We start from the raw sequence: 16,245 nt of genomic DNA on the forward strand, positions 1-16,245 counted from the left end.
TCAGCCCTGCTGTTCCAGCATTTTGCGGAAACGCAGCAGCGCCAGGGCGAGGAAGGCGGTGCCGATCAGTGCCATCACCAGCATCTGGCTCCACACGGTTTCGATGCCCGCGCCGCGGAAGACGATGTTTTGCGAGAATTTCATAAACTGGGTGAGCGGCCAGTATTCGCTGGCGATTTGCGCCGCGCGGGGCATATTGTCGCGCGGCGACGAGCCGCCTGCGAAAAGGTTCATCACGATGTAGACGGGCAGAATCAGCATGCCGAACTGCCCCATGGTCGGGGCGAAGGTGGAAATCATGATGCCCAGGGCGGCGGCGGAAAACATAAAAAGCGCCATGCCCGCCGCGTAGAGCAGGAGCGAGCCCTGTATCGGCACGCCGATGCCCAAATGGACGACAAACCACAGCGAGCCGAGGGCGGCAAGCATAATCACCGTGCCGTTGGCGAAGATTTTGCCCATCATCAGCTCGAAAGCGCTGACGGGCATCACCAGCAGATGTTCGATGGTGCCGCGTTCGCGCTCGCGGATCACGGCCGCACCCGCCAGCAGCATCAGCAGCATCAGCGCCATCGTGCCGATTTGCGAGGTGGGCATAAACCATGAGCTTTCGCCGTTGGGGTTGAATTCGGCGGTGATAACGGGCTTGACGATCACCGGCAGTTCGCGTCCGGCAAAGGCGTTGGTTTCGCGGCTGAAAATCTGCGACAGATAAGACGCGCCGACGCCCGCCTGCGTGACGGCGGTGGCATCGATAAGGAGCTGCGCCGAGGGGCTGCGTCCCAAGAGTACGTCGCGCTCGAAATGCGGCGGGATTTCGAGGATGAAGGTGTATTCACCCTTGTCCATCGCTTCGGCGGAATCTTCGCGCCGCACGTCGCGCACGGTTTTGAAATAGGGCGGCTGCACGGCATCGCGGATGCGCATCGACAGCGCGGAGCGGTCGAGGTCGATCACGGCGACGGAAGCGTTTTTCACATCGGTGCTCACCTGCGCCATCTGGTAGATGGTGGCGGTGAAGATGTAGGCGATGAGCAGCATCAGCACGGGATCGGTGAGGACGCTGCGGAATTCTTTCAGCGTTAGGGTAAGGATATTTTTCAGGGTGCGCACGGTTTTCTCCCTTTCAGACGGCCTTTTCAGACGGCCTTTTGCCGAAACTCCGCTTTCAGGCGGCCTATTTGCGCCAGTAGTCGGGTGTGAACAGAATGAAAACGGTGAAGATTTCCAGCCGCCCCAAGAGCATCACGGCGCAGCAGATCCATTTTTGCAGGTCGCTGAGGGCGGCATAGTTGTAGGCCGGACCGACGGTGCCCAAGCCGGGGCCTGCGTTGGTGATGCAGGCGATGGCGGCGGAGAGGGCGGTCACCAAATCCATGCCGCTTGCCATCAGGCCGAGGGTGGCGGCGACGACGGTCATGAAATAAACGAAGATAAAGGCCATCACGGCCATCGCCGTGCGGTCGGACACGGAGCGTTTGTTGAGTTTGACGGTGCGCACGGCGTTGGGGTGCAGCAGCAGCGACACTTCGCGCAGGCTGAATTTGGCAAGGACGAGGGCGCGGGCGAGTTTGATGCCGCCACCCATCGAGCCGGTGTTGGCCAGCACGTTGGCGAGAAAAAACATCCACAGGGTGACAAACAGCGGCCACACGGCAAAATCGGTGTTGGCAAAGCCGCTCGCCAGTCCGGTGGAAATGAAGTTGAAGCCGACGTAGCGCAGCGCTTCGGGCAGGGAATAGAAGCCTTTGTACCACATATACAGGCTGGCGGCGGCGATGCTGGCGGCCAGCACGACAAGCATGATGCGCGATTCTTCGTCGCGCCAGTAGGGGCGCGGCGATTTTTCCTGTGCGGCGGCGAAGTGGTTGGCGAAATTAATGGCGCCCAGCACGGTGGCGGCGGCGATAACGGCTTCGATGGCGGGCGATTTGTAGAAGGCGATGCTGGCGTCGTGGGTGGAAAAGCCGCCCAGCGAGAAGGCCGACATGGCATGACACACCGCGTCGAACCAGCCCATGCCCGCCCATTTGAGCGCCATGCAGGTGATGAGGGTGAAGGCGAGGTAGACCAGCCACAGGCGTTTGGCCGTCTGCGAAATGCGCGGCGCCATTTTGCTGTCTTTGTCGATGCCGGGGATTTCGGCTTTGAAAAGCTGTGTGCCGCCGACGCCGAGCATGGGCAGGATGGCGACGGCCAGCACGATGATGCCCATGCCGCCGAACCAGTTCATCATGTGTCGCCAGAAGTTCACCGACGGGGCGAGGGTGTCGAGGCTGGAAATAACCGTTGCGCCCGTGGTGGTGAGGCCGCTCATGGCTTCGAAAAAGGCGTCGGTGTAGCTGGCAGACGGGTAGTGGAAATAAAAGGGCAGGGCGGAGATGGCGGCGAAGCCGAGCCAGAGCAGGAAAACGAGGGTGAAGCCGTCGCGCGGGCGCAGCTCGCGGTGGTGCTTGCGCGTCGACGCCCACACGGCCACCGAGCCGGCCAGCGTTACCAGCGAAGTGCTGGCGAAAGCGGGGAAGGCGGAATCGTGGTAGAGGTAGGACACCAGCGTCGGAATCAGCAGCAGCAGCGCGTAGAGCGCGGCCAGCTTGGAGAGGACGTGGATAATCGGGGCGATTTTGTAATACATGGTGTTTGTGTTGCCGTTTTGTTGTTGGCCGCGCGGCAGCGGCGTTTTGGAAGCGGTATTTCGGTTTTCAGACGGCCTTTTGCGGCTTGTAGGCCGTCTGAAAAGGGGTTTGCGGCGTGGCGGAGAACGTGTGCGCCGCCTTGGGGCGGTACACCCTACCGGGTTGCCGCCTTTGGTTTTGGCTTTTCAGACGGCCTCAATAAACATAAAGTCTGCCCGATGCCCAGCCGCAGGGCAGGTGTCCGGTGTTGAGAACGGCGAGCAGGTCGAGATGGAGGGAAACGGCCGCCCCGCTTTTCGTGTGTTCTGCGGCCGCGTATTCCAAGAATGCACCCAAAACGATGGCATAGAGGGCGTCGCAGATGTCCTGTGTTTTCAGTTTGCAGCGTTTGGCCGCCGCTTCCCACTGCGGCCTGCGGGCATGGAAAAACGCGGCGGCGGCCGGGCCGAGGCGGTTGGCCTGTGCGCCGAGCACGGCCGGCACTTCGTTTAGCGCTTCACGCTGCACGCCTTCCCACAATTCGTCGTCCAGCCGTTTTCCGGCTTTGGACAAGGTGTCGGCCCGCACGCAGTCAAACGGGGCGAAGGCGGCATCTGTGTCAAACGGCAGGCCGGCCTGTGTCAGCCAGCGGCCGGTATCCGGCATTTTGTCGGCGGCGAAATGGTCAAAAAGCGCGGCGGCCTGCGGTTCGGGGCGGATGGGTTTGAGTGGTTTCATAAACGGAAATCTTTGTGTCCGGCGGTTTGAGGCCGTCTGAAAACGGGCTTGGGGAGGCGTTGTTCTTACTGTGCTGTGTGTGATGCGGCAGAAACCGCGTGCGCGGCTGCGCCGCACACCTTGTTTGTCGGTTTTTAACTTCGTTGAAGCTACGCTTTCAGACGGCCTCAACCGAAGAAGCCGACTTTCACCTGTATCAGTTTTTCCAACTCGCGCAGGACGCGGCGGCGGGAGACGAAGAAGATAAGGTGGTCGCCGTCCTGCATTTTCACGTCGTCTTTGTGCCCCATCACCACTTCGTCGCCGCGCACGAGGCCGGCGATGTGGCAGCCGGGCGGCCATTTGATGTCGGACACGCGGCGGCCGACGAGGGCGGAGGTGTCTTTCGTGCCGTGGACGACGACCTCGATGGCCTCGGCGTGGCCGCGCCGCAGCGGGTGCACCGCCGCCACGTCACCCGGGCGGATGTGGGTGAGGATGTTGCCGATGGTGATCATGTGCGGCGAAACGACGATGTCGATCTGGTTGCCTTCGAGCAGGTCGACATAGCGCGAGCGGTTGATGATGGTGATCACGCGCTTGGCGCCGAGGTCTTTGGCCAGCAGGCTGGCCATGATGTTGTTTTCGTCGTCGTTGGTGAGGGCGAGGAAGACGTCGATTTCGTCGATGTATTCGTGTGAAAGCAGGTTTTCGTCGGTGGCCGAGCCTTGCAGCACGAGGCTGGTGTCGAGGTGTTCGGCCAGCCATTCGGCGCGCTGCGGGTTGTGTTCGATGATTTTGATGTCGTAGGTTTTTTCGATTTGTTTGGCCAAGCGGTAGCCGATGTTGCCGCCGCCGGCGATCATCACGCGGCGGGTGCGTTGTTCGAGCGGGCGCAATTCGCGCATCACGGTTTTGACGTGGCGGCTGTCGGCGAGGAAAAACACTTCGTCGCCTTCGATAACGACGGTTTCGGCGGTGGGGACGATGAGGCGGTTGTTGCGGTAGATGGCGCAGATTTGGCAGTCGACGCCTTCGGGCAGGTGTTCGCCGATGGTAGCGATGGGGCGGTTGACGAGCAGGCCGCCGTTGTGCGCCTGGACAACGGCCATGCGGGCTTTGTCGTCGGCAAAACGCAAGACCTGCAAGGCGCTGGTGTAGCTCAACAGGGCGGACAGGCGTTCGGTCACGAGTTGTTCGGGGTGGATGGAGTCGGTAACGGCGAAGGCTTCGAGCACGCTGTTGTCTTCGTCGCCGCCGTATTCGAGGTAGTCGGCCAGGCGCACGCGGGCGATGCGGTTGGGGATGTTGAAGAGGTCGGCGGCGATGCGGCAGGCGGCCAGGTTGGTTTCGTCGTGCCGCGTCAGCGCCAGCAGCATGTCGCTGTCGCCCGCGCCCGCCGCCGCCAGCAGGCTGGGCGAAGCGCCGTTGCCGACGATGGTCTGCACGTCCAGCTGCGTGCCGATGTGGCGCAGGGCGTTTTCGTCGGTGTCGATGATGGTGACGTCGTTGTTGGGCATGGCGGCGAGGTTTTGCGCGATGGTCGAGCCGACCTGGCCGCTGCCGAGGATGAGGATTTTCACGTTGTCTGCCGGTTTGCGGGAAAGGCGGCATTTTAAACCAAATCCCGCGCCGACACCCGCTTGCGGGATGCCGCAAAACGTTTCGGCTCCGCCTGAAGATGCGTTTTCAGACGGCCTCTTAATATGGAGGCCGTCTGAAAACGGGTTTAGGCCGTCTGAAACGGCTATTCGATATTCTGTACCTGTTCGCGCATCTGCTCGATCAGCACTTTCAGCTCCACCGAAGCCTGCGTGCATTCGGCGGCTATCGCCTTGCTGCCGATGGTGTTGGCTTCGCGGTTGAGTTCCTGCATCAGAAAATCCAGCCGCTTGCCGATGCTGCCTTTGGCTTCGGTAACGATGCGGCGCACTTCGCCGATATGCGTTTTCAGGCGGCTGAATTCCTCATCCACATCCGCTTTCTGCATGAACAGGGCAAATTCCTGTTTCAGACGGTCTTCGTCGATATTGGCCACCGCCTCCGCCAGCCGCGCACGGGCTTTGTCCAAATGCACCTGCACCAGCGAAGGAAACTGCCCCGCCAGCGCATCGACGATGCCGTCCATCGCCGAAAGCCGCTCCAGAATATGCGCTTTGAGCTTTTCGCCCTCGCGCGCACGGGCGGCGGAGAACTCGGCCAGCGCGTCGTCCAACAGCGACTGCACGGCCAGAACAAAGGTTTCTTCGTCTTCCGACTGCGCCGCCAGCACGCCGGGGAAGTGCAGAATGTCGGCCACCGTCAGCTTGCCCAAACCGCCGAACTCACCGCGCCATTTGTCGTTCAAGGCCGCCAATTCGGCCGCCAGCGCATGGTTGACCGACAAAGCCGCCGCGCCCGCCGCGGCCGTCTGAACCTGAATGCGGCACTCGATTTTGCCGCGCGCAGCCGCCGCTGCGATTTTCTCGCGCAGGCTGCCTTCCAAATGCCGCAGATCGTCGGGCATTTTGAACTGCACGTCGAGATAGCGGTGGTTTACCGCGCGGATGTCGAGATTGATGCGCTTGCTGCCGCATTCGCCGGCGGCGTTGGCAAAGCCCGTCATGCTGTGGATGGTCATGTTTTTACTCCGTTTCGTTAAAGACGAGTGAAATCGGGCGGCAATATAGCACATTTGCCCGTGCTATAATTTGCATTTTTTAACAGAGGGAAACCATGCAAACCTATGCCCGCACCGGCCGCGCCGCCGACCAACTGCGCCCCCTGCGCATCACCCCGCACTTTCTCCCGCACGCCGACGGCTCGGCGCTGATCGAATGCGGCAGCACCCGCGTTATCTGCACCGCCAGCATCGACGAAAACGTGCCGCCCTTTTTGCGCGGCAAAGGCCAAGGCTGGGTTACCGCCGAATACGGCATGCTGCCCGCCTCCACCGCCTCGCGCATGCGCCGCGAAGCCGCCGCGGGCAAACAGAGCGGCCGCACGCAGGAAATCCAGCGCCTGATCGGCCGCTCCCTGCGCGCCGCCGTTAACATGGAAAAACTCGGCGAGCGGCAGATTCTGATCGACTGCGACGTGATTCAGGCCGACGGCGGCACGCGCACCGCCTCGATTACCGGCGCCTACGTCGCCCTCGCGCTGGCCGTGCGCAAACTGCTTTCAGACGGCCGTATCGCCGAAAACCCGCTGGTGTCGCAAATCGCCGCCGTGTCTGCCGGCATCGTCGGCGGCGTGCCGCTTTTGGATTTGGACTATCCCGAAGACTCCGGCTGCGACAGCGATGTGAACATCGTGATGAACGCCGACGGCGGCATCATCGAAATCCAGGGCACGGCCGAGGGCGCGGCTTTCTCGTTTGACGAACTGGCCGAACTCGTGCGCCTGGCGCAAAAAGGCATAGTCACACTGGCCGCCGAGCAGAACAGGGCGCTGGCGGCCGTCTGAAAACAACGCTTCGGCAAAGTTATAGTGAGCCAAAATAGAAAAGATACAAGGCAGCAAGCCGCAGACAGTACAGGTAGTACGGGGCAGGTTTTCTTGGCATTTCCAATGCCTTAGAAAACCGCCCTCTTTGAGCTAAGGCGCAGCAACGCCGTAGATTTTTTATTTTGGCTCACTATAAAACACCGCCCCGACAAAACCGCCCGCACGGCTAATCCGCATCGCGGGCGGTTTGCGTAAAACAAGCGGCGGGCTTGGTAAAAAGGCCGTCTGAAAACCGAAAAAGGGGTTTTCAGACGGCCTTTGCACTCTTGCCGCGTACGGACGGGAACGGTTTGTACGGTGAGGTCGGTGCTTTACGGCAAGAGGGCGGTGCGCGGCAGGCCGGTGTCTTCGGCGAAGCCGAACATCACGTTCATATTCTGCACCGCCTGCCCGGCCGCGCCTTTGACGAGGTTGTCCTGCACGCTCATCAGTATCCACAAGTCGCCGCTGTCGGGCGCTTTCTGCGCAGCGATGCGGCAGACGTTGGCGCCGCGTACGCTGCGGGTTTCGGGCGTGCTGCCTGCGGGCATCACGTCGGCGAAGGGGCTGGCGCGGTAGGCGTTTTCCAGCAGCGTTTGCGGGTCGGCGCCGCTTTTCAGGTGGACGTAAAGCGTGGCATGCATGCCGCGTATCATCGGCGTAAGGTGCGGCACGAACACCAGGCCGTCGGCTACGCCGCTTTGCAGGGCGGACAGGGTTTGCCGGATTTCGGGCAGGTGGCGGTGTCCGGCCACGCCGTAGGCTTTGAAATTGCCGCCCGCCTCGCAAAAGAGCGTGCCCACGGCCGCTTTGCGCCCCGCGCCCGACACGCCCGATTTGCAGTCGGCAATCAGCGGCATGCCCTCGCGCAGCGCGCCCGCCTGCAGCAGGGGAACGAGTGCCAGCGACACGCAGGTGGGATAGCAGCCGGGGTTGGCGACCAGGCGCGCTTGGGCGACGGCGTCGCGATTGAGTTCGGTCAGCCCGTACACGGCCTGCGCCGCCCAGGAGGGGCTTTCGTGTTTCATGCCGTACCATTTTTCCCATTCGGCCAGGTCTTTCAGGCGGAAGTCGGCCGACAGGTCGATCACGCGCACGCCGCTCTCGAGCAGGGCTGGTGCTTCCTTCATCGCCACGCCGTTGGGGGTGGCGAAAAACACCGCGTCGCATTCGGTCAGCGGCGCGTCTTCGGGGGCGGCAAAGCTCAGGCCGTCGTACACGCCGCGCAGGTTGGGGAAATAGTCGGCCAGTTTCACTCCCGTCTCGCTGCGGCTGGTGACCGCCGCCACTTCGGCGTAAGGGTGTGCCGCCAACAGGCGCAGCAATTCGACGCCGGTGTAACCCGTTGCGCCGACGATGCCGATTTTGATTTTTTTCTGTGTGTGGTTCATTGCCGTGTCCTTTGCAGAGTGGGGAAGGGGCGCAGTGTAAACCCATTCTTTACATGGGAAAAGGCCGTCTGAAAAGCCATGCGGCGGGTTTTCAGACGGCCTCTGAGCCTTTGGGCTGTGCTTTACGCTTTATACGGTGCAGCCGCAGCTTTTCATATCTATCACCATGCGGCCTTGGATTTTGCCGTCGCGCATTTCTTGGAAGATGTCGTTGGTTTCGTCCAAGCGGCGGGTTTGCACCACGGGAACGACCAGCCCTTCCGCGCCGAAGCGGAAGGCTTCGGCCAAATCTTCGCGCGTGCCCACCAGCGAGCCGACCACTTCGATGCCGTCGAGCACCATGCGCGGAATCGACAGATCCATGGTTTCGGGCGGCAGGCCGACGGCGACGACGCGCCCGCCCGCGCGCACGGCGTCCACGGCGGAATTGAAGGCGGCGCGGGACACGGCGGTAACGACCGCCGCATGGGCGCCGCCGGTTTTTTCCTGTATGACTTTGGCCGCGTCTTCCTTGGCGGCATTGACGGTGATATCGGCGCCGACTTCTTTGGCAAGCGCCAGTTTGTCGTCGTTAACATCGACGGCGATAACGTGTGCGCCGAACACTTTTTTCGCATACTGCACGGCCAGATTGCCCAAGCCGCCCGCGCCGTACATGGCGATCCACTGGCCGGGACGCACGCCCGAGACTTTGGTGGCCTTGTAGGTGGTGACACCGGCGCAGGTAATGCTGCTGGCCTGCGCGGGATCGAGGCCTTCGGGCACTTTCACCGCGTAATCGGCGTCGACGATGCAGTGCGTCGCCATCGCGCCGTCGGCGGTGTAGCCTGCATTCAAAACGGTGCGGCACAGGGTTTCGCGGCCGGAAACGCAGTATTCGCACGAGCCGCAGCTTTTGAAGAGCCAGGCGATGCTGACGCGGTCGCCCGCTTTGAGCTTGGTAACGCCCGGCGCCACTTCCTTCACGATGCCGATGCCTTCATGGCCGAGCACGCGGCCGGGTTTTTCGCCGTAATCGCCGGCGGCAACGTGCAGGTCGGTGTGGCACACGCCGCAAAATTCCACTTCCACCAGCGCTTCGCCGTATTCCAGCGCGCGGATTTCCTTTTCGACGATGTCTACGTTGCCGTTGCTGTTTTGGGTGACGACTGCTGCTTTCATTTTCATGTTTCTTCTCCTTGTGGTCGGTTGGAAAGGAAGGGCGAGTATTACCGGCTCGGCGGCGGAGGGTCAAGCAATGGATTTTTGCCAAATCATTGAAACGGTTAAATTTGTTATGGTATAGCAAGTTTGAATGGTGGAAATGTCGGTGTTTTAAAGTATGAAAAAATCTGTTTATGAATGATTTAACGTGTAGGCGTTTTTTCAATGAAGAATCGTCATGTGTAAATTTTCTTTACATTTTACCGCAAAACGGGCAAAGGCCGTCTGAATATCCTGTTTCAGACGGCCTTTACGCCTTTGTCGCGCCGTTTGTGGAAACGGCGGCCGCTCCGTATAATCCGCGTCCTTTGTATTCAGGAAACATTGCCATGCAGACCGAAGTCGAACTGAAAATCCTCAACCCGAAAATGGCGGACGCCCTGCCGGCCTATGCCACGCCCGGTTCGGCCGGTTTGGACTTGCGCGCCAGCATTGATGCGGCAATTACCGTCGCCCCCGGCGAAACCGTGCTGATCCCCACCGGCATCGCCGTCCACCTTGCCAATCCCGCCTACGCCGCCATGATTCTGCCGCGCTCGGGTTTGGGACACAAACACGGCATCGTGCTGGGCAATCTGGTCGGCCTGATCGATTCGGACTACCAGGGCGAATTGAAAGTGTCGCTGTGGAACCGCAGCGGCGTAGCGTTTGTTATCGAACCGATGGAGCGCATTGCCCAGATGGTGATCGTGCCGGTGGTGCAGGCGGAGTTTAAAGTGGTGGACGAATTTGCCGCCAGCGAGCGCGGCGAAGGAGGCTTCGGCAGCACGGGTAAAGCCTGATTTTCAGACGACCTCTGTGTTTTCAGACGGCCTATTTTCCCAAAATACCGCCACGGTCACGCCATGCAGACTCCGCTTTTCCCCACACCCTCCGCCGCCAAGCTGCGCAACGCCTCTTACATCCTGATGGGGCTGGCGCTTTGGGCGGTGCTTTATTTCCATTTCCTGCCGCTCTTGCTGGCGGTGCTGCTCACCTACGTCTTTATTGCCAAAACCAACGGCCTGCTGCTGTGGCTGCGCCGCCGCCTGCTCTCGCGCGGCCATTTCCTGCACAAAGTTCTCACCGCGCACAACATCAACCTGATTTCCGCCACCCTCGCCATCGGCATGGTCTGCCTGATGATTTTCCTGCTGTCGCTGGGCGTGTACCACCTGATACACGGCGGCCATATCACAGTAATGCTGGGCAAGCTGGCGGCGATTTTGGAAGATACGAAAAACAGCAAAGAGCTGCCCGCCGCCCTCTTGAACATGCTGCCGAACAACATTGCCGAAATCAAAGCGCAGGGCATCCGCCTGATTAACGAATACAGTGCCGCGCTCACGCGCATCAGCAAAAACAGCATCACATCCTTTGTGTACATCCTGATCGGCATCATCATCGGCGCGATGCTCAGTTTCCACCGCCTCAACATGCGCCGCAGCCGCCGCAAAATGCCGATCTTCAAGGCCGAACTCGTGCAGCGGATACGCAATTTCGAAACCAGCTTCGAGCGCGTGTTTATCGCCCAGGCGAAAATCTCGCTGGTGGACACGCTGCTGACCGCGGTTTACCTCTATCTGATCCTGCCGCTTTTCGGTGTGGATCTGCCTTTCCGTTTCACCGTGCTGGTGATCGCCTTTGTCGTCGGCCTCATCCCTGTGGCGGGCAACCTGATTTCCAACACCGTTATCATCATCCTGAGCCTGGGCACCTCGCTTTACGTCGCCGCCGCCTCGCTGGTGTTTCTCGTCGTGATCCACAAGCTCGAATATTTTTTGAACGCCAAAATCATCGGCTCGGAAATCGAATCGAGCGCGTGGGAACTTTTGGTGGCGATGGTCGTGTTCGAGCGCATCTTCGGCGTCGGCGGCATCGTCGTCGCGCCGGTTTACTACGCCTATCTGAAAAACGAGTTGAAGCGGCAGGCTTTAATCTGATTTGCCGACCGCAAACGTAAAGAGGCCGTCTGAAAAATGTTTTTCAGACGGCCTTTTCGCACGGCGCGGGGCACAGGGCGTTTACAGATTGCTCGCGCCGATGCCGTTGGCGATGTCGCGCACGGCGGTGACATACATGCGGCTGTGGTTGTACTGCCAGACGGTGTAGAAATTGTTCAGGCCGATGTAATACTGGTACAGGCCGGGCGACACTTCCAGGCGGTAGAGCACGGCGCGTTCGTGATCGGGCAGCGGCTCTTGGATGTCCACGCCCATTTTGCGCAGTTGGCCGACGGTGTATTTCAGCTCGGTTTTCTCTTCGATTACAGCCAGAAGCTGCGGCGTCGGCTCGAGCAGCACGGGCACAATCATTTTGCCGCCCGTTTTCCAGCCGTGCGCTTTCAGGTAATTGGCCACCGAGGCGGCAACGTCGGGCACGCTGCCCCAAATGTCGCGGCGGCCGTCTCGGTCGTAGTCCACCGCCCATTTGCGGTAGCTCGAAGGCATGAACTGCGGCATGCCCATCGCGCCCGCGTAGCTGCCGGCAAACCAAAACGGGTCTTGGTTTTCCTCTTTGCTCATCAGCAGCATTTCGTGCAGCTCTTTTTGGAAGAAATCGGCGCGGCGCGGGTAGTCGAAAGCAAGGGTGGAGAGCGAGTCGGCCAGACGGAAGCTGCCCATATTGCGGCCGTAGTTGGTTTCGATGCCGACGATGGCGACGATGATTTCGGCAGGTACGCCGTATTCGCGCGCCACTTGGTCGATGACCTGGCGGTGTTTCATATAGAAGTTGCGGCCGTCTGAAATCTTGGCCGCGCCCGCGTTGCCTTTTTGGAACTCGTACCACGGGCGCGAGGTACCCGGGCGGCTCATGATGTTGATAATGTTGCTTTTATAAACGGCATTGTTGAAAAAGGCCTGCAAATCGGCGCGGCTGTAACGGCCGTTTTCCGCTTCGCGGGCGATGAAGCGCTGCACGTTGTCGTTGCCGTTGAAGCCCACCTGCGACACGGGCGCGGCGTTTGGGTCGAAAGGCAGGGCGGTGCTTGGCGGCAGGGGGGCGACGGTTTGCGGCGCGGCGCGGCTGTCGGCGGGCTGTTCGGTCGTGCACGCGGCAAGCAGCAGCGCGGCGGCAAGAAGGGGGTAGCGTTTTTTTATCATCGGGTTTCCTGTTTTGGCTGCCCGTAGCGCGCCCACACGCTCAGGCGGCGGTAGGCTTCGCTCTCGGCGGCATCGGCGGGCAGGCATTGGCGGAAGGTTTTTCCGCCCGCGCGCCATTTTAAAAAGCAGACATAGGGGTGGATGAGGCTGTCGTCGAGCAACTCGGCTTCCTGCACTTCGCCGCGCAGCAGCAGCGAGGCGCGGCCGCGGGTGTCGATGCGGATTTCCCGCACAGCCTGCCGGTTTGGCGACGCGCTGCGCAGGCCGTGCGCGAGGGACAGCGCCAAGGCCGCCAATCCGGCTATGCGTATGGCGCCGTCGAAACAGGCGGCACAGAGTGCGAACGAGGCGGCGTGCGCCAAGAGGACGGCGGCAGGCCAAAGGCGCGACGGGCGGATGCGGACGGTAAAAGCCTGCACGGCGCTACATCATGTTGTCCACCACCGGCTCGACTTTGATGCTTTCGTCGTCAAGGTCGAACACGGAATCGTGGATTTCGACATCGAAAAATTCCCAAAAAGCCTGCAAGCCCATGTCTTGCGGCCAGTCTTTTTTCTCCACTTCCCAAGCAGAAATCTCGGCTTCGAAGATTTGGCGGTAGCGCTCGTCGAAATAGGCCACCACCGCCTCGGGCGCGTCGAACTCGGGCACGAGGAACACCGAGCAGTTGCTGCGCATCTGTTCCAAAGTGAGTTCGGGCAGGTTGTCGTCGGTGGATTTGAGCCAGTCGAGAAAGCGCTGGGTCGGTTTGAGCACCACGGCGGTGCGGTCTACGAAATACATGGTTTTCCTTTCGGCGAAGGCTGCGGATTGTAATGGATAACAGGCCGTCTGAAAACGCAGGCGGCGGCGTGCCGCAGGGGTTTCAGACGGTCTTATGCGGACGAAAGGCCGTCTGAAAAACCGGCCATGCGGCTTTCAGACGGCCTCTTGGCTGCGGACTCAGCACACCCGCAGCAGCCAGCCGTGTTTGTCTTCGGCCAAGCCGTATTGGATATCGGTCACCGCCTTGCGCAGCGCGTAGCCGCGTTCCGTGTTCTGCACGGGCACTTCTTCGCCGCCGATAACGAAGGAGGTGACGGGCGAAACAACGGCGGCCGTGCCGGTAAGTACGGCTTCGGCGCCGTTTTCCACCGCCGCGCGCAATTCGTCCACCGTGAAATTGCGCTCGCTGACGGTGTATCCCGCATCGCGGGCGACGGTGAGCACGGTGTCGCGGGTAACGCCGTGCAGAAATTCGTCGGTCAGCGGCTTGGTGATTAATTCTTTGTCTTTAATCAGAATAAAGTTGGACGCGCCGGTTTCCTGAACGTCGCCGCCCGGGCAGAACAGCACCTGGCTGGCGCCGTGTTCGGCTTTGGCTTTGAGCACCCAGGGCATGGCCGAGGCATAGTTGCCGCCGCATTTGACGCGCCCCATATGCGGCGCGCAGCGGATGTGTTCGGTTTCCACCAGGATTTTTACGGGCGAACCGGCTTTGAAATAGTCGCCGACGGGCGAGGCGAGAATGTAGAGCAGCGCGGTTTCGGAAGGCGCACCCGCTTTGCCGATAACGGGATCGGTGCCGATCAGGGTGGGGCGCAGGTAGAGCGCGGCGGGGGCATCGGGGATTTCGTCGGCGGCACGTTTCACCAGTTCGACCAGTGCGGCAAGAAAGGCGTCGGCATCGGGTTTGGGTAGATGGAGGATTTCCGCGCTCTGGCGCATGCGTTCGATATTGGCCTGCGGGCGGAAAAGGACGGTTTTGCCGTCTGCCTGACGGAAGGCTTTCAAGCCCTCGAAACACTCGCTGCCGTAATGCAGCGCGTGCGCGCCGGGTGCGAGGGATAGGTCTTGCGAACTCTGCCAAACCGTCGGCTGCCAGGCTTGGTTTTTGTAGGCGATAACGGGCATTTGGGCGTGGAAAACGCTGCCGAATATGGCGGGAACGGGTCTGCTCATGATGTGGAATACTCTCAACCGGGTTTTAAAAAACGTAAAGATACGCTCCCGCACGCGGGTTTGGCAAGACGCTCCGCAGCGCGGCGGATGCGGCGCAAAACGCCGTGCAATATGCAAACGCGGGCTAAATCGTTTACACTAGCGCCTGTTTTGCGGCCTGCTTTTATAGTGAGGCCGTCTGAAAAACGGTTTTACAAACCGCCCGTGCGCGGCGCGGTTTACGGAGCGATAAATGAAAGCAGTTTCCCTGATTGTCAAAGTTTTGATTTTGCTGGTGTTCGCCGTTTTGGCGGTGATTAACGTCCAAAGCGTGCAGTTTCATTACCTGCCCGGCCAGGCTGTTGAATGGCCGCTGATTGTGGTGCTGTTCGGCGCCTTTTTAATCGGCGCGCTGTTCGGCCTCTTTGCCCTTTTCGGCCGCCTTTTGGTGCTGCGTTCGGAAAACGGCCGCCTGCGCGCCGAGGTGAAAAAGGCCGCCCGCCTGAACAACACCGACATCGCCGCCCCCGCCGCCGCGCCCGTTCCGGCTGCCGTGCCCGCGCCCGCCGGCGGGGCGGCAGACAAAAAAGACTGAGGCGCAGATGGAAAACGAACTCTCCGCCTGGTGGCTGCTGTTCGCCCTCGTTCCCTTCCTCTGTTTCGCCCTCGGTTGGCTGGCCGCCCGCATCGACATGAAAACCGTGCTGAAACAGGCCAAAAGCATTCCCGCCGGTTTTTATTCCGCCCTTGATGCGCTGGTGGACAGAAACAGCGGCAAGGCTGCACGCGAGTTGGCCGAAGTGGCCGATATGCAGCCGCAGTCTTATGAGCTGAGCCTCACCCTCGGCAAGCTCTACCGCTCGCGCGGCGAAAACGACAAAGCCATCCGCCTGCTGCAAAGCCTGTCCGAAGCGCCCGACACCGTCGGCGACAAAAAAGAGCGCGCCCTCTTCGAGCTGGGGCAGACCTACCAGAGCGCCGGGCTGGTCGACCGCGCCGAACAGATTTTCCTCGCCCTCGAAGACGGCAACATGGCCAAAGGCGCGCGCGAGCACCTGCTGCACATCTACCAGCAGGACAGGGACTGGGAGCAGGCCGTCGATACCGCCCGCAAACTCAGCCGCGACGAGCAGACCTACCAGTTTGAAATCGCCCAGTTCCATTGCGAAATGGCGCAGGCCGCCCTGTTCCGTTCCGATTACGACGCAGCCCGCCGCCACATTCAGACGGCCTTGTCCGCCAACGGCAAATGCAGCCGCGCCAACATCATCCTCGGCGATCTCGAACAGAAACTCGGCAACCACGCCGCCGCCGCCGAAGCCTACGGCGCCATCGAAAAGCAAAACCACGCCTATCTGGGCATGGCCGGCGAGCGCATCTACGACGCCTACGACGCACAAAACCGCGCCGAAGAAGGCCTGGCCGTCTTAATCGGCTACATGAAAACCTTCCCCCATCTCGACCTGCTCAACGTCGTTTACGACAAATCCCTGCTGCTTTACGGCGAGCAGAAAGCCAACGAAATCCTGGCCGAACTCGTGCGCGCCAAGCCCGACCTCAACGGCGTCTACCGCCTGCTCGGCCTGCAAATTTCCGGCCTCAACCCCGCTTGGAAAGCCGATGCCGACATGATGCGCGGCGTCGTCGGCCGCCAGTTGCAGAAAAACTGGATGTACCGCTGCCGCAACTGCCACTTCAAATCGCAAGTCTTCTTCTGGCACTGCCCCGCCTGCAACAAATGGGAAACCTTCACCCCCAACCGCATCGAAGTCTGAACCCGTTTTCGGAAACGCCATGCCCGCCCGTGTGGGTAATGGCGTGTCCGCAAGCAGAATGTCAACGAAGCAGACA

At 60.8% G+C, this 16,245-nt stretch carries 16 protein-coding genes; 5 read left to right on the forward strand and 11 right to left on the reverse strand.

Annotation, left to right across the window (positions count from 1 at the left end):
* The 5 genes from CGZ77_RS07670 to CGZ77_RS07690 form a co-directional block, all read right to left on the reverse strand.
* Window positions 1-1,113, reverse strand: coding sequence for an ABC transporter permease (locus CGZ77_RS07670; RefSeq protein WP_009425090.1), 1,113 nt, complete (start codon window positions 1,111-1,113; stop codon window positions 1-3).
* 64 nt (window positions 1,114-1,177) lie between these two features.
* Entirely contained in the window at window positions 1,178-2,635 is a 1,458-nt protein-coding gene (locus CGZ77_RS07675) for a TrkH family potassium uptake protein (RefSeq protein ID WP_009425089.1), read from the reverse strand.
* 196 nt (window positions 2,636-2,831) lie between these two features.
* Window positions 2,832-3,353 (reverse strand): hypothetical protein, encoded by a 522-nt coding sequence (locus CGZ77_RS07680; RefSeq protein WP_009425088.1) that lies wholly within the window; start codon window positions 3,351-3,353, stop codon window positions 2,832-2,834.
* A 167-nt stretch (window positions 3,354-3,520) separates the two neighbouring features.
* Entirely contained in the window at window positions 3,521-4,915 is a 1,395-nt protein-coding gene (gene trkA, locus CGZ77_RS07685) for a Trk system potassium transporter TrkA (RefSeq protein ID WP_009425087.1), read from the reverse strand.
* Window positions 4,916-5,079: 164 nt separating this feature from the next.
* Window positions 5,080-5,952 (reverse strand): YicC/YloC family endoribonuclease, encoded by an 873-nt coding sequence (locus tag CGZ77_RS07690; RefSeq protein ID WP_198344874.1) that lies wholly within the window; start codon window positions 5,950-5,952, stop codon window positions 5,080-5,082.
* A 95-nt stretch (window positions 5,953-6,047) separates the two neighbouring features.
* On the opposite strand from CGZ77_RS07690, the gene rph reads away from it, so the two are divergent.
* The gene (gene rph / locus CGZ77_RS07695) at window positions 6,048-6,776 is read left to right on the forward strand and encodes a ribonuclease PH (RefSeq protein ID WP_009425085.1); all 729 of its coding nucleotides are present in this window, start codon (window positions 6,048-6,050) and stop codon (window positions 6,774-6,776) included.
* Window positions 6,777-7,129: 353 nt separating this feature from the next.
* On the opposite strand, the gene argC is transcribed toward rph, so the two are convergent.
* Both argC and adhP read right to left on the reverse strand, forming a co-directional pair.
* On the reverse strand, window positions 7,130-8,188 hold the full coding sequence (gene argC / locus CGZ77_RS07700) for an N-acetyl-gamma-glutamyl-phosphate reductase (RefSeq protein ID WP_009425083.1): 1,059 nt from the start codon (window positions 8,186-8,188) through the stop codon (window positions 7,130-7,132).
* 129 nt (window positions 8,189-8,317) lie between these two features.
* Window positions 8,318-9,355 (reverse strand): alcohol dehydrogenase AdhP, encoded by a 1,038-nt coding sequence (adhP, locus tag CGZ77_RS07705; protein ID WP_009425082.1) that lies wholly within the window; start codon window positions 9,353-9,355, stop codon window positions 8,318-8,320.
* A 365-nt stretch (window positions 9,356-9,720) separates the two neighbouring features.
* On the opposite strand from adhP, the gene dut reads away from it, so the two are divergent.
* Both dut and CGZ77_RS07715 read left to right on the forward strand, forming a co-directional pair.
* Window positions 9,721-10,173 carry a dUTP diphosphatase gene (dut, locus tag CGZ77_RS07710; RefSeq protein WP_094031085.1) on the forward strand — a complete coding sequence of 151 codons (453 nt, stop codon included), beginning with the start codon at window positions 9,721-9,723 and terminating at the stop codon, window positions 10,171-10,173.
* Window positions 10,174-10,236: 63 nt separating this feature from the next.
* The gene (locus CGZ77_RS07715; RefSeq protein WP_009425079.1) at window positions 10,237-11,313 is read left to right on the forward strand and encodes an AI-2E family transporter; all 1,077 of its coding nucleotides are present in this window, start codon (window positions 10,237-10,239) and stop codon (window positions 11,311-11,313) included.
* Between the two features lie 81 nt (window positions 11,314-11,394).
* Here the strand turns inward: CGZ77_RS07715 and mltB are convergent, their stop codons facing one another.
* The 4 genes from mltB to ilvE form a co-directional block, all read right to left on the reverse strand.
* Entirely contained in the window at window positions 11,395-12,474 is a 1,080-nt protein-coding gene (mltB, locus tag CGZ77_RS07720) for a lytic murein transglycosylase B (RefSeq protein WP_009425078.1), read from the reverse strand.
* On the reverse strand, window positions 12,471-12,893 hold the full coding sequence (locus CGZ77_RS07725; RefSeq protein ID WP_009425077.1) for a protein YgfX: 423 nt from the start codon (window positions 12,891-12,893) through the stop codon (window positions 12,471-12,473). The genes mltB and CGZ77_RS07725 overlap by 4 nt, the downstream gene beginning before the upstream one ends.
* A gap of 4 nt (window positions 12,894-12,897) precedes the next feature.
* Window positions 12,898-13,257 (reverse strand): hypothetical protein, encoded by a 360-nt coding sequence (locus CGZ77_RS07730; RefSeq protein ID WP_009425076.1) that lies wholly within the window; start codon window positions 13,255-13,257, stop codon window positions 12,898-12,900.
* Window positions 13,258-13,416: 159 nt separating this feature from the next.
* Complete coding sequence (gene ilvE, locus CGZ77_RS07735; protein WP_036495451.1) at window positions 13,417-14,415, reverse strand: branched-chain-amino-acid transaminase; 999 nt, start codon at window positions 14,413-14,415, stop codon at window positions 13,417-13,419.
* Window positions 14,416-14,647: 232 nt separating this feature from the next.
* Here ilvE and CGZ77_RS07740 point away from each other — a divergent pair, with 232 nt between their 5' ends.
* Window positions 14,648-14,989, forward strand: coding sequence for a lipopolysaccharide assembly LapA domain-containing protein (locus CGZ77_RS07740; RefSeq protein WP_009425074.1), 342 nt, complete (start codon window positions 14,648-14,650; stop codon window positions 14,987-14,989).
* Between the two features lie 7 nt (window positions 14,990-14,996).
* Window positions 14,997-16,169: a lipopolysaccharide assembly protein LapB gene (gene lapB / locus CGZ77_RS07745; protein WP_009425073.1), complete on the forward strand. Its 1,173-nt coding sequence runs from the start codon at window positions 14,997-14,999 to the stop codon at window positions 16,167-16,169.
* The last annotated feature ends 76 nt before the right edge of the window (window positions 16,170-16,245 follow it).

This window comes from Neisseria sp. KEM232, assembly GCF_002237445.1.
Taxonomy (GTDB): Bacteria; Pseudomonadota; Gammaproteobacteria; order Burkholderiales; family Neisseriaceae; genus Neisseria.